Origin of the sequence: Microvirga sp. KLBC 81 (genome assembly GCF_003075415.1) — a bacterium.
GTDB lineage: Bacteria > Pseudomonadota > Alphaproteobacteria > Rhizobiales > Beijerinckiaceae > Microvirga.
In genome coordinates, this window is record NZ_QDAH01000002.1 from 60,459 (window position 1) to 73,042 (window position 12,584).

The following is a 12,584-nucleotide window of genomic DNA, read 5'->3' on the forward strand; positions in this document are numbered from 1 at the left end:
GGCTTGACCCTGCTCACCGATCTGCTTGCATGGTCAACAACAAGGCAACTCTAGCCAATCCAGCTCGTTCAAGAGGCTGGGCCATAAAGCAGAGGTAACGGTGATGGTGTCAGAACGTTCGACAAAGACGCGGTGGATCAGGGGGATCCTAGCCAGCGCGGCAGTGCTGCTCGGTACTGCCGCCGCCCAGGCGCAGACCCCGGTGCGGTTTTCCCTCGACTGGCGCTGGGAAGGCCCGGCGGCGCCCTTCGCCGTGGCGCTCGACAAGGGCTACTTCAAGGCCGAGGGGCTCGATGTCACGATCGATCCTGCGGCGGGCTCCCGCGAGCCGATCTCCCGCGTGGCTTCCGGCACATATGATGCGGGTTTCGGCGACGTGAACTCGCTCGTGCGTTTCCGCGATGAGAACCCCGACACGGAAATCAAGGCCGTGATGGTGATGTATGACCGCCCGCCCTTCGCGATCATCGGCCGCAAGAGCCGCGGCATCTCCAAGGAGGCGTCGAGCCTCCAGGGGAAGAAGTTCGGCGCGCCGGCAGCGGACGGCGCCTATGCGCAATGGCCGATCTTCAAGGCCGTCAATAAGATCGACGACTCTGGGATGAAGTTCGAGAATGTGGGCTTCCCTGTTCGCGAGCCGATGTTGGCGCAGGGCGAGGTCGACGCGGTTTTCGGCTTCTCCATGTCCTCCTACATCAACCTGAAGTCGCGCGGCGTTCCGGCCGATGACATCGTCGTCCTGCTCATGAGCGATTACGGCGTGGACCTGTATGGCAACACCATCATTGTCTCGCAGCAGTTCGCGCAGGAGAAGCCGGAGGCCGTGAAAGGCCTGCTGCGCGCGATCGTGAAGGGCGTGCAGGATACGGTGAAGGATCCGTCGAGCGCCGTGGATTCGGTGATCAAGCGCAACGACGTCGCCAAGAAGGATGTGGAGCTGGAGCGCCTCAAGATGGTGCTGGAGCAGAACATGCTCACGCCCTGGGTGAAGGAGAACGGCTTCGGCGGCATCGACAAGGCGCGCTTCGCCAAGGCGCTCGATCAAATCGGCCTGACCTTCGACTACAAGCAAAAGCCGACCGTGGAGAGCGTGTTCACGGAAGAGTTCCTGCCCGCCGCCGATCAGCGGAAGGTGAACTGAGATTGTACGCTCTTCTCTCACCCTCCCCACGGATCTCGGGTGTTCCCGGATCCAGTTACCTGCGCCAGTCGGGAGCACCCGACTTGCGTGGGGGAGGGGCGCGAGCATCGTGAGCGGGGTGGAGTGAGAAGCTCCAACATCGAAGAATGTCGCGCCACCACCCCACCTCGGCTCTTCGAGCCGATCCTCTCTCAAGGGGAGGATGAAAACCCGGAGTGCCCCTTGTCTGCCTTCGTCGATATTCACGACGTCACTCATGTCTACGCCCGCGCGGAGGATGGTGTCCCGGCGGTTCGAAACCTGACCATCCGGATCAACGAGGGTGAGTTCGCCGCCATCGTCGGTCCATCGGGTTGCGGTAAGTCCACGCTCATGAAACTCGCCACCGGATTGCAGTTCCCTCGCGAGGGCACGGTGATCGTGGACGGCAAGGAAGTGGGTGCGCCGGTCAAGCTCGCAGGCATGGCGTTCCAGAATCCCACCATGCTTCCCTGGCGCACGACCCTCGACAACATCCTGCTGCCGCTCGAAATCGTGGAGCCGCATCGCTCGCGCTTGCGCAGACACAAGGCGGAATATGTCGCGAAAGCTGAGGGCCTGCTGGAGCAAGTCGGCCTGAAGGGCCAAGGTCACAAATACCCCTGGCAACTCTCCGGCGGCATGCAGCAGCGCGCCTCCCTCTGCCGCGCGCTTATTCACGAGCCGAAGCTCCTGATGCTGGACGAGCCTTTCGGTGCGCTCGACAGCTTCACCCGCGAGGAGCTGTGGTGCGTGATGCGCGATCTCCATGCGGCGCAGAAGGTCACGATCATTCTCGTCACGCACGATTTACGCGAGGCGGCCTTCCTGGCGGATCGCATCTTCTGCATGAGTGCGCGCCCCGGTCGCATCGTGGCCGAGCGTGAGGTGACCTTCCCGCGTCCGCGCGATCTCGAGATCACCTACATCCCGGAATTTTCCGAACTCGTTCACGAGCTGCGCGGTCACATCGCGCAGGCGCGCAAGGCGGCGTGAGACCCTCATGAAAACCAAGAATCAACTCGCTGTCGCGCCCTGGGTCTTCACCGTCGGCTTTTTCCTGTTGTGGGAGATCGTCTGCCGCGCATTCAAAATCTCCAGCTTCATCCTGCCCGCACCCTCCACGATCCTGCTCGCCGTGTGGGAATACCGGAACCAGCTGGCCTATCACGCCCTGCACACGCTTTGGATGACGCTTGCAGGCTTCGGGCTCGCCGTAGCCTTCGGCCTCCTTCTTGGCATGGTGCTGGGCTCCTCGAAGCTCATCAATGCGGGCAGCTACCCGCTTCTCGTCGGCTTCAACTCGATCCCGAAAGTGGCCGTGGTGCCGATCCTCGTGTTCTGGTTCGGCGTCGGCTGGGTGCCGCCGGTGCTGACGGCCTTCCTCATCTCGTTCTTTCCGATCGTGGTGAATGTCGCCACCGGCATCGCCACGGTAGAGCCCGAGATGGAGGATGTGCTGCGCGCGCTCGGCGCCTCGAAGCGGGACATCGTGTTCAAGGTTGGCGTGCCGCGCGCGATGCCTTACTTTTTCGGCTCGTTGAAGGTGGCGATCACGCTTGCTTATGTCGGCTCCGTGATCGGCGAGCAGAATGCATCCAACGTCGGCATCGGCAACCTGCTCACCCGCGCATCCGCCGCCTTCGAGGTGCCGCTCGTCTGGGCGGCTCTCCTGGTGCTCGCGGTGCTCGGCGTCATCATGTATGCGATCACCGCCTATGCGGAGCGCTCCATGACCGGCTGGGCGCAGCGCTCGCAGATGGGAGCGTAAAATCTGGCTGTTTCCATGAATGGCGCGGGAACGGCGTGCCTACTCTCAATCATCCGGCAGGGCCGTACCTGGCTTGTAGCTTTCCGTGAAGCTCCAGGTGATGGTGATCTTCACGCTGCCGCCGTAGGAGAAGTTCCCCAGCGGGAGAACGAGGATCGGTCTCTGCAAGCTGATCGTCTCGCTCTTCGTGCCGGAGAGCGGCGCGCCGTTGAGGGTTTTGCTCACCCATGTGGCAATTTCGCCGGGAACGGTCGCGCTGCGACTTCCAATATTTTTCTGCGTGGCGGGTACATCCGGGAAGGTGAAGCCTGGAAGGAAGAGCTTGCCGGCTTCCTCGTCCACGACTGACATCGGATAGGACAGGCACAGCGACGGCTTGTCCTGCGCGACGTCTAACTTGATCTCATGGTTCCACGGCCGCGCGCCGCCCACGTCGGCGACGGCGCCCTTGCTGATATCGTTGCGCATGGCCCTGAACTTGCCGGGGCACCCTTCAAGGCCGAACCATTGGCGGTAGATCGCCTTTTCCTCGTCCTGAGATGCTGCCGAAACATCCGGGATGCCGGGATTCATGGTCGCGCCAGGAGGCGGGGGCATCAAGCCGGGATTCGACCGCATCACCGCCGCCTTGATGCAGTTCTCGTCGCCTTTGCATTTGGCATAGGCCTGCATGATCGCTTGGTTGACCTGCTGCTGCATAGCGGCGCTCGGCGGCACAGCGTGAGCCAGGGCCTTGTTGCGCTCCTGGATCTTCTGCGCGTTGGCGATCTGCCTGGCGCTGTTTTCCTGCGCCTTGCGGATGGAGTCCGGATCAAGGGGGTTCATGCCACCGAGGCTTTCACTCGGCTCCAGGACTGTCGCCAGGAAGAAATGCTCCGAGATCAGCGCCTTTTCATAGCTGACTGCGGTCTGCCATCCTTCCGAGCCCTCGATCCGTACATCGATCTTCAGGACTCTCGGTCCCGGGGCTTGCTGCGCCTGAGCTGGAACGATGAGAGTGCCGCCGCACAGAAAGACGGCTTGAAGATATTTCGAAATCTGCATCGCAATCAGCCTTATGGGATCAGCGTTATATCATTTCTGAACCCTAACTGATCGGCAGCCCTTGCGGAAGCTTTATCAGCGGCGCAGAGAAAGAGGATTGTCGGAGAGCGCCGCCGCATCCGGCTGGTCGATGGCGGGACGCCCGAGAAACGCGTTCCAGAGCTTCTCCACCGTCTCACGCTCCAGATCATCCACGATGAAGACGATGCGGCTGCGGCGATCCTCGCTCGGCCAGCGCGGCAGAACGGCAGGCACGTGGATAACGTGCTGCACGCCGTGGATCACTACCGGATGTTCCGGATCCTCGGCGAGTGCGATCAGCCCCTTCACGCGCAACAGCTTCGCGCCTTGCGATGAGCGAAGCAGGTCGAGGAACATGTCCAGCGTGCCCTGGCGGATCGGCTGATCGCTGGTGAGGCAGAAGGCACGGATGCGCTCATCGTGCCGGTTCACGTCGTGATGGTGGTGATGGTCGTGGCCGTGATGGCCATGGTGGTGATGCGCGTGCTGGTGCGCATGGCTCTCGCGCTCGGCCTCTTCCACCGCTTCCGTCCTGAGCCATTCGGCGACATCGGCGATCTTGCCGTCGAGACCGAAGAGGCCGCCTGCGACGATATCTTCGACGGGCGCATCGGCCTTGAGGATCGTAGCGCCCGGATTGAGCTGGCGCAGTCTGTCCTGCAGTTCCGGAAGGCTCGTCTGATCCTGAACGACATCCGTCTTTGTGATGACGACCCGCTCCGCGATGGCCGCCTGCTTCACGGCCTCGCGGTGCGCGTCGAGGGTGCGAGAGCCGTTCACTGCATCGATCACCGTCACCACGCCTTCCACGGCGTAGCGCATGGAGAGATACGGGTGATAGAGCACCGCATGGAGGATGGGAGCGGGATCCGCGAGGCCCGTGGTTTCGATGATCACGCGCTTGAAGGGCAGGATTCGGTTGTTGTCGCGCTTGCGCAGGAGATCCTCGAGCGTGGCGATGAGGTCGCCGCGCACGGTGCAGCAGAGACAGCCCGCGGACAGAAGCACCATGCCCTCGTCGACGGTCTCCACCAGCAGGTGATCGAGGCCGATCTCGCCGAACTCGTTCATGATGACGACCGTGTCCTGCAGCGCCGGGCTCTTCAGCATCCGGTTGAGCAGGGTGGTCTTTCCGGCACCGAGGAAGCCGGTGATGATCGTCAGCGGGATCGGCGCGGGCGGGGTCATCGGGGGATTCGTCATGGCTTTTCAATCCGCGATCGGAACCAGGGCCGTGTTCTTCAGGCGGCGCTGCTCCAGGAGAACGTTGGTGATGATGGCGGCCAGCACAAGAGCGCCACCTGCGACCTGCAGGGGAGACAGGCCCTCATTGAGGATAAAGGCTGAGGAGAGGGTCGCAACCACCGGCTCGGTGCAGAAGACGATTCCGGCTGCGACCGCCGAGATGCGCCCCAGCGCCAGGAACTGCAGCACGAATCCACCGATGTAGCCGCCGATGGTCATGGCCATCGCGAAGGGAGCGAGAGCGAGGACCGATGGCGGTGCGAACTGCCCCGTGACAAGGCTGATGAGGATCGCGGTGGGCAGTATGATCAGCTGAATCCAGAACACCTTCGCCACCACGCCTGTCCTGGTGCAGCGGGCTGCGGTGAAGAATTGTATCGCCGTGGCGATGCTGGCGCCGAAGGCGAGAGCCAGGCCGCGCCAATCGAGATCGGAAAAGGCTGGCCCCACCACCAAGCCGACGCCGAGGGTCGCGATTGCGACGACACCGACGAGGGCAGGCGTCAGTGGCGTCTTTTCCACGAACGGGCTCGTGAGAACGATGATGATGGGATAGGTGTAGAACACAACCGCTGCGACCGTCACTGGTATGAAGGCGACGGACGAAAGATAGCAAATGCCCTGGAGAGCGCTGGCGATGCCGAGCAGGACGAGCTTTCCTTGTTCCTCCCGCGCCATGGCGAGCGAGCGTCGCGCGATTGCCGCCACGGCTGCCACGAGCGCCAGCATCAGGAGCACCCGGTAGACCACGATGGCCGAGCCGCTGGCACCGGCAAAGGACGCCATGCGCGCGAAGACGATATTGAAGCCGTAACAGCTGGCAGAACCGATGGCGAGGAGAAGTCCGGAGCCGTGGGAGGAGCGCGTCATTTCGAGTGAGACTTATGTAAGACGCGCACCGTTCGCGCGGATCGGGGGCGAATGCAAGGGGCCCCAAAGCAAAACGCCCAGCTCGGGGCCGGGCGCTCATACACGGTGGATAAGGTCAGTTCGTCGCCGATTTGGCTTTCGACGCGGCGTCGGCCTTCTGGGCCTTCGGCTTGGCGGCAGGCTTCTTATCAGTGGCCTTCGTGTCACCGCTCACCGGCTTGACGGTGACGCTTACGCGTCCTTTGCCCTTCGTCTTGTCGCCTTCCTCGATCACCGGCGCCACATCCGAATCCTTTGCGGCTTGCTTGCTGGCTTTCTTTTTGGAGGCCGTCGCCTTCTTCTTGCTCAGGCGGGCTTTTTCTGCCGCCTCTTCAGCCGCGGCCTGAGCGGCGAGTTCGGCCTCGGATGGCGGGTTCAGGCCGATCCAGACGCGTTCCGGCTGCACGGCAGCGCGGGGGCCGAGCACCGTGCGCACGGGCTTCTGGGTGTCTCCGGCAAAGGCCATGACTTCGGACGAGAAGAGGTTGGGAACGTTCGAATCCTCTTCGGCAACCACGGGTGCGTCCTCTTCCTGAGGCATCGGGCCGCGACGGTCGCAGATCACCGAGCGCATGTCTGGCGGCGTGGTGTTGGCCGAAGCGGGCAGGGCCGCGAGCTCGGGATTGGTGAAGTTGACCTTGCTGTTGAAGCCGCGGTCGAAGAGCTCTGCGGCCTTCATGGTGCGCTCGTTGGCGGAAGGCGCCCCGAGCACGACCGTAATCAGGTGGCGTCCATCGCGGGTGGCGCTGGCCACCACGTTGAAGCCGGACGAGCAGATGAAGCCGGTCTTCATGCCGTCGGCGCCCGGATAGCGGCCGATGAGGCCGTTGGTGTTGCGCATGATGCGGCGGCCGAACTGGACGGCGCCAATATCGAACAGATCCTGATACTCAGGGAAATCCTTCAGGAGCGCGCGCGCCAGAATCGCCATGTCGCGGGCGGTGGTTTGGTTGCGCTCGTCGGGCAGGCCGTGCGGATTGGCGAAATGACTGCTCGCCATGCCGAGCCGCTGGGCGTGGGCATTCATGAGCGCCGAGAAGCCATCGATGGAGCCGCCGATACTCTCCGCGATGGTCGCGGCGATGTCGTTGGCCGACTTGACCAGCATGATCTTGAGGGCGTTGTCGAGGCGGATCTGCGTGCCCGGCTTGAAGCCCATCTTGGACGGCGGCAACGCGGCTGCGCTGTCGGTTACCGTCAGGAGTGTATCCATGCTAAGCTGGCCGCGCTTGACCTTGTCGAGGGCGACATAAGCCGTCATTAGCTTGGTGATGGAGGCTGGATACCACGGATCGGTTGCCCGCTCTGCATGCAGAACGCGGCCGGACTCAACCTCGACCACGAGGGCGGGGCCGCCGGCGGCCAGAGCCTGTCCGCTCGCGAGGGCGGCAATGGCAAAGGCTGTCACGCGCAGGGCTCGGCTAACGTTCATACGGAACGACTCCTTGACTTGTACAACGGTCGGAGAGGGGAACCAGAAGCCCCGCTTGCCAGCTGGGCTATATTTTTAGCCCCAAACCTTAGCCTTGGCTAGGTCAGGGTCATTGATCGCAACCCGGTCTGCCCTTTGTACCGAACTCCGTGGCAAGAGAGTGGCAAGAGCCGCTCGCTTTGAAGAACAATGAAGCGGGGCCATTGGTTGCAGGGCAGTTGTTGATCGTCCTGCATCAGTTGAGCAAAATAGTATAACGGAGCAAAGCTGGTTGGGGTGGGCCGTTCGAAACGCTCAAAGTGTTGAAGCCCCCGGGAATACTGGCCTGCCGTTCTCTCCAGGATGGCGATACTGCTCCTTGGTTCGTGCACACTTCAACGAGCAATTCGGACTTCCGTTTCGACACGCCGGCAGGCCAGGATGGGGTGCGGTGCGCGTGAGAGAGAGTAAGGCCTAGTCTTCCAGTGACAAGGCGAGCGGAAGAATGATATCCCGCATGAGCGGAGCCAGATTTCGCTCGCACGGCTTGCGCGGATCCACCCAGATGATCTCCGCGATTTCAGCCTCGCAGGCAATCCGACCTGTTACGCGGACCTTGTAGGCACTGGCCCGCACCCATTGGCCCGGCTCATTGGCGGCGGCCGCCTCGAAGGTGCCGAGAAACCGGATCGAATCCGGAACGACTGTGCAGCCGAGTTCTTCTCTGATCTCCCGGGCGAGCGCCATGAGATCGCTTTCGTTCGCCTCACGTTTGCCGCCGGGCTGCATGAAGCTGGCGGTGCCGTTCTTGCGAACGAGCAGCACGCGGCCTTGCTTGTCGCGAATGAGCGCCGTTACGATCTCGATCAACGCTCACCTGCCTTGATCCACTTCTCGACCCTTGGCGGCTCGTAGCTGCGGATCGCGTCGATCAAGGTGGCGGGTTCGTCTTTCACGATCAGCATGGCACGGTGAACGGGTTTCACGAAGCCGCGCTCCACCACATCGTCGAGGAAGTCCGCGAGCTTGTCGTAGAAGCCTGAGACATTCAGCAGGGCGCAGGGTTTCTCGTGATAGCCGAGCTGCGCCCAAGTCCAGACCTCGAAGAGTTCCTCGAAGGTGCCGAGGCCGCCCGGCAGGGCAATGAAGCCGTCAGAGAGCTCAGCCATCAGCGCCTTGCGCTCGTGCATTGAACCGACGACTCGCAGGTCACTCAAACCTGTATGCGCGATCTCCTTGTCGACGAGAGCCTGCGGCATTACGCCGATCACATGGCCACCATTGCCGAGCACCGCATCAGCCACGGCACCCATGAGCCCGACCGAAGCGCCGCCATAGACAAGCTCGATGCCGTTTCGTGCCAGGGTTTCACCCAGCAAACGGGCGGTTTCCCTATAGACGGGGTCCTGGCCCGCATTCGAGCCGCAGAAGACGCAAAGGCGCATGGAAGATTTCCGATGATTCGTTCCTGAGCGAACATGGAGGCTTAAGCCGCGACAAATTCAAGGGCTGACCCAGAGGCTTGGAGTTCGACCAAGGCTGACTTGCCGAAACTTAAGAACCACACCACCTTGTGCTCAACAACGAAGTTTTGTGAGGAGACACCCATGACTGCCTGCATCGTCGGCTGGGCGCACACGCCCTTCGGCAAGCTCGACGCGGAGACCGTCGAAAGCCTCATCGTCCGCGTCGCCAGCGAGGCGCTGGAGCATGCGGGCATCGGCGCGGAAGATGTGGACGAGGTGGTGCTCGGCCATTTCAACGGCGGGTTCTCGCCTCAGGATTTCACGGCCTCCCTCGTCTTCCAGGCAAGCGACAAGTTCCGTTTCAAGCCGGCCACCCGCGTCGAGAACGCCTGTGCCACCGGTTCCGCGGCCGTGCACCAGGCGATCAAAACCATCGAAGCCAGGCGCGCCAGGACGGTGCTGGTTGTCGGCGTCGAGCAGATGACCCGCACGCCGGGTCCGGAGATCGGCAATATCCTGCTGAAAGCCTCCTACCTGCCGGAAGACGGCGAGACGCCGGCAGGCTTTGCCGGCGTGTTCGGCAAGATCGCCGGACAGTATTTCCAGCGCTATGGCGACCAATCGGATGCGCTGGCGCTGATCGCGGCCAAGAACCACAAGAACGGCGTCGACAATCCCTATGCGCAGATGCGCAAGGACCTCGGCTTCGAGTTCTGCCGGGCCGAGAGCGAGAAGAACCCCTTTGTGGCAGGTCCTCTCAAGCGTACCGACTGCTCGCTCGTTTCCGATGGCGCGGCCGCGCTCGTGCTGACGGATACCGAGACGGCATTGCGCATGCGCCGGGCCGTGGCGTTCCGCGCGACCGCCCATGCGCAGGATTTTCTGCCCATGTCGAAGCGCGACATCATTCAGTTCGAGGGCTGCACGGAAGCGTGGCGGCGGGCGCTGGATCAGGCCGGCATCCAGCTGTCGGATCTCTCCTTCGTCGAGACCCACGACTGCTTCACCATTGCCGAGCTTATCGAATACGAGGCCATGGGCCTGACGCCGCGCGGGCAGGGCGCAATTGCTGTTAAGGAAGGCTGGACGAATCGCGACGGTAAACTGCCGGTGAACCCCTCCGGTGGCCTGAAGTCGAAAGGACACCCCATCGGCGCGACAGGCGTGTCCATGCACGCGCTCTCGGCCATGCAGCTCTGCGAGGAGGCCGGCGGCATGCAGGTGAAGAACCCGAAGCTCGGCGGCATCTTCAACATGGGCGGCGCGGCCGTCGCGAACTACGTGAGCGTGCTCGAGCGGATCAAGTGACTTCTAAGTCACGCGCTGCACGTCATCACCGGCCTTGTGCCGGTGATCCCGACCCGTTGAGCGCGGCGCGTTCGGCATGGGGATGGCCGGGACAGGCCCGGCCATGACGGGGTGAGCCGATCCCTCTATTCCCCTGCCCTCTATTCCCCCGGCGCCTTGGCCTGAACGGCCAGGGCGTGCAGGCCCCTGTCGAAGGCGTCCTTCAACACCTCGTTGACGAGGCGGTGGCGCTCGACCCGGCTCTTGCCGATGAAGGCTTCAGATACGATATGTACCCTGAAGTGAGTTTCGCCTCCCTCCCTCCATCCGCCATGACCGCGATGCTGTTCCGACTCGTCCGTGACGGTCAGTTGGGACGGGTGCAGGCGCTCCTGCAGGGTTTGCGTGATCCAACGGTTCAGGGTCATGCGCTTCGATAAACCTTTTTGAACGGGTCTGCGGCGAAAAGCTCTTAAGCCTTGGCTCAGGGCCTCATGCCCCTCATAATGTTTGAATCATGGATCTCAACTCGCCTCTTTTCGACCGTATCCGGATTAAGCCTTCCGCCGATGAGCCGCGGGAGGCCAAGGGACCCGTCTGCGAGCATCCCGGCTGCAAGGCATCGGGCGAATACCGCGCGCCGAAAGGCCGGGACCGCGAGGGCCAGTACTGGCGTTTCTGTCTGGACCATGTGCGCGAGTACAACGCATCCTACAACTATTTCTCGGGCATGTCCGATTCGGCTGTCGCAGCCTACCAGAAGGATGCGATCATCGGCCATCGCCCGACCTGGGCCATGGGCGTGAACACCTCCGGCAAGGCCGAGGGAGAGGGCGCCAAGCAGGAAGCCCGCGACTGGGCTTATTTCGACCCCTTGGGCATCCTGAGAGGCGAGGACTTCACCCAGGCCCGCACCCACAGGGCCAGCCCTGAACCCAAGCGGCCCCGCTATACGGGGGCCGTGCGCCGGGCGCTGGACATCTTAGGCTTGGACGAAACCGCGGACGGACCCGCCATCAAGGCCCAGTACAAGGCCCTGGTGAAGCGCTTCCATCCCGACGCCAATGGCGGCGACCGCTCCTTCGAGGAGCGGCTGCGGGACATTATCAAGGCGCACGATACCCTCAAAAGCGCGGGGCTCTGCTGAGACGGCATCATTTTATGCAGCCCTCTCCAGCGTTTAGGAAATTGCACCGCACCGCCATGGAGTTTAAGAAGCCATGGCAAGTATTGAAAACCCTCAATCCGATCGAGAGGCCCCTATGACGGCACAAACCGATACAACGACCCTACTGCCGGATATGAAGGTATCCGTGCGACAGGTCTTCGGCATCGACTCGGATCTGGAAGTTCCGGCCTTCTCCCAAACAGAAGAGCATGTGCCCGACCTCGATCCGGATTACCTGTTCGACCGGGAGACGACGCTCGCCATCCTGGCGGGCTTCGCGCGCAACCGCCGCGTGATGATCACCGGCTATCACGGCACGGGTAAGTCGACCCATATCGAGCAGGTGGCCGCCCGACTCAACTGGCCCTGCGTGCGCGTGAACCTGGACAGCCATGTGTCGCGTATCGACCTCGTCGGCAAGGACGCCATCGTGCTCCAGGACGGCAAGCAGGTCACCGCCTTCCAGGACGGCATCCTGCCCTGGGCGCTGCAGCACAATGTGGCCCTCGTGTTCGACGAGTACGACGCCGGCCGCCCGGACGTGATGTTCGTGATCCAGCGTGTGCTGGAGCAATCGGGCAAGCTCACGCTTCTCGACCAGAAGCGCGTGATCCGTCCCCACCCGGCTTTCCGCCTCTTTGCCACCGCCAATACCGTGGGCCTCGGCGATACGTCCGGCCTCTATCACGGCACCCAGCAGATCAACCAGGGCCAGATGGACCGCTGGTCGATCGTGACCACGCTCAACTACCTGCCGCACGACAAGGAGGTGGACATCGTCCTCTCCAAGGCGAAGCACTACCAGGAGAGCGCCGAGGGCCGCGATATCGTCAACAAGATGGTGCGCGTGGCGGATCTGACCCGCAGCGCCTTCATGAACGGGGATCTCTCCACCGTCATGAGCCCGCGCACGGTGATCACCTGGGCCGAGAACGCCGAGATCTTCGGCGACACGGGCTTCGCGTTCCGCGTCACCTTCCTCAACAAGTGCGACGAGCTGGAACGCACCCTGGTGGCCGAGTTCTACCAGCGGTCCTTCGGCAAGGAACTGCCGGAGAGCGCCGTGAACATGGTGCTGTCGTAACGCATTCTTCCTGTCATTC

General features: G+C 62.7%; 13 protein-coding genes. 6 read left to right on the top strand and 7 right to left on the bottom strand.

The genetic code is table 11. The features are described from left to right. The first annotated feature begins 103 nt into the window (after window positions 1–103). The 3 genes from DC522_RS01850 (at window position 104) to DC522_RS01860 (ending at window position 2,930) form a co-directional block, all read left to right on the top strand. Window positions 104–1,141 (top strand): ABC transporter substrate-binding protein, encoded by a 1,038-nt coding sequence (locus DC522_RS01850; RefSeq protein ID WP_165820012.1) that lies wholly within the window; start codon window positions 104–106, stop codon window positions 1,139–1,141. A gap of 222 nt (window positions 1,142–1,363) precedes the next feature. Then, window positions 1,364–2,155: an ABC transporter ATP-binding protein gene (locus DC522_RS01855; protein ID WP_371678724.1), complete on the top strand. Its 792-nt coding sequence runs from the start codon at window positions 1,364–1,366 to the stop codon at window positions 2,153–2,155. Window positions 2,156–2,162: 7 nt separating this feature from the next. Beyond that, window positions 2,163–2,930 carry an ABC transporter permease gene (locus DC522_RS01860; protein ID WP_116527003.1) on the top strand — a complete coding sequence of 256 codons (768 nt, stop codon included), beginning with the start codon at window positions 2,163–2,165 and terminating at the stop codon, window positions 2,928–2,930. Window positions 2,931–2,975: 45 nt separating this feature from the next. On the opposite strand, the gene DC522_RS01865 is transcribed toward DC522_RS01860, so the two are convergent. From DC522_RS01865 to DC522_RS01890, 6 genes are all read right to left on the bottom strand, one after another. Further along, window positions 2,976–3,974: a hypothetical protein gene (locus tag DC522_RS01865; RefSeq protein ID WP_116527004.1), complete on the bottom strand. Its 999-nt coding sequence runs from the start codon at window positions 3,972–3,974 to the stop codon at window positions 2,976–2,978. Window positions 3,975–4,049: 75 nt separating this feature from the next. Then, window positions 4,050–5,198 (bottom strand): GTP-binding protein, encoded by a 1,149-nt coding sequence (locus DC522_RS01870; protein WP_116527005.1) that lies wholly within the window; start codon window positions 5,196–5,198, stop codon window positions 4,050–4,052. Between the two features lie 6 nt (window positions 5,199–5,204). After that, window positions 5,205–6,110, bottom strand: coding sequence for a DMT family transporter (locus tag DC522_RS01875; RefSeq protein ID WP_116527006.1), 906 nt, complete (start codon window positions 6,108–6,110; stop codon window positions 5,205–5,207). 115 nt (window positions 6,111–6,225) lie between these two features. Beyond that, window positions 6,226–7,581 (bottom strand): D-alanyl-D-alanine carboxypeptidase family protein, encoded by a 1,356-nt coding sequence (locus DC522_RS01880; protein WP_116527007.1) that lies wholly within the window; start codon window positions 7,579–7,581, stop codon window positions 6,226–6,228. A 453-nt stretch (window positions 7,582–8,034) separates the two neighbouring features. Then, window positions 8,035–8,430, bottom strand: a complete 396-nt coding sequence (locus tag DC522_RS01885; RefSeq protein ID WP_116527008.1) for an NUDIX domain-containing protein — start codon at window positions 8,428–8,430, stop codon at window positions 8,035–8,037. Then, a complete protein-coding gene (locus tag DC522_RS01890; RefSeq protein WP_116527009.1) occupies window positions 8,427–9,005 on the bottom strand; it encodes a TIGR00730 family Rossman fold protein in 579 nt (192 codons plus the stop codon). The genes DC522_RS01885 and DC522_RS01890 overlap by 4 nt, the downstream gene beginning before the upstream one ends. A gap of 162 nt (window positions 9,006–9,167) precedes the next feature. Here DC522_RS01890 and DC522_RS01895 point away from each other — a divergent pair, with 162 nt between their 5' ends. Continuing rightward, window positions 9,168–10,334 carry an acetyl-CoA acetyltransferase gene (locus DC522_RS01895; protein ID WP_116527010.1) on the top strand — a complete coding sequence of 389 codons (1,167 nt, stop codon included), beginning with the start codon at window positions 9,168–9,170 and terminating at the stop codon, window positions 10,332–10,334. A gap of 140 nt (window positions 10,335–10,474) precedes the next feature. Here DC522_RS01895 and DC522_RS01900 read toward each other — a convergent pair whose 3' ends face one another. Beyond that, the gene (locus DC522_RS01900) at window positions 10,475–10,741 is read right to left on the bottom strand and encodes a BolA family transcriptional regulator (protein WP_116527011.1); all 267 of its coding nucleotides are present in this window, start codon (window positions 10,739–10,741) and stop codon (window positions 10,475–10,477) included. 89 nt (window positions 10,742–10,830) lie between these two features. Between DC522_RS01900 and DC522_RS01905 the strand changes: the two genes are divergently transcribed. Beyond that, a complete protein-coding gene (locus DC522_RS01905; protein ID WP_116527012.1) occupies window positions 10,831–11,460 on the top strand; it encodes a J domain-containing protein in 630 nt (209 codons plus the stop codon). 115 nt (window positions 11,461–11,575) lie between these two features. After that, window positions 11,576–12,565 carry a cobaltochelatase subunit CobS gene (cobS, locus tag DC522_RS01910; RefSeq protein ID WP_116527013.1) on the top strand — a complete coding sequence of 330 codons (990 nt, stop codon included), beginning with the start codon at window positions 11,576–11,578 and terminating at the stop codon, window positions 12,563–12,565. Window positions 12,566–12,584 lie beyond the last annotated feature (19 nt).

Coding starts and splice junctions, on each gene's coding strand:
- DC522_RS01850 (WP_165820012.1), top strand. CDS start 104: ATGGTGTCAGAACGTTCGACAAAGACGCGGTGGATCAGGGGGATCCTA.
- DC522_RS01865 (WP_116527004.1), bottom strand. CDS start 3,974: ATGCAGATTTCGAAATATCTTCAAGCCGTCTTTCTGTGCGGCGGCACT.
- DC522_RS01895 (WP_116527010.1), top strand. CDS start 9,168: ATGACTGCCTGCATCGTCGGCTGGGCGCACACGCCCTTCGGCAAGCTC.
- DC522_RS01900 (WP_116527011.1), bottom strand. CDS start 10,741: ATGACCCTGAACCGTTGGATCACGCAAACCCTGCAGGAGCGCCTGCAC.
- cobS (WP_116527013.1), top strand. CDS start 11,576: ATGACGGCACAAACCGATACAACGACCCTACTGCCGGATATGAAGGTA.
- DC522_RS01880 (WP_116527007.1), bottom strand. CDS start 7,581: ATGAACGTTAGCCGAGCCCTGCGCGTGACAGCCTTTGCCATTGCCGCC.
- DC522_RS01905 (WP_116527012.1), top strand. CDS start 10,831: ATGGATCTCAACTCGCCTCTTTTCGACCGTATCCGGATTAAGCCTTCC.
- DC522_RS01870 (WP_116527005.1), bottom strand. CDS start 5,198: ATGACGAATCCCCCGATGACCCCGCCCGCGCCGATCCCGCTGACGATC.
- DC522_RS01875 (WP_116527006.1), bottom strand. CDS start 6,110: ATGACGCGCTCCTCCCACGGCTCCGGACTTCTCCTCGCCATCGGTTCT.
- DC522_RS01890 (WP_116527009.1), bottom strand. CDS start 9,005: ATGCGCCTTTGCGTCTTCTGCGGCTCGAATGCGGGCCAGGACCCCGTC.
- DC522_RS01860 (WP_116527003.1), top strand. CDS start 2,163: ATGAAAACCAAGAATCAACTCGCTGTCGCGCCCTGGGTCTTCACCGTC.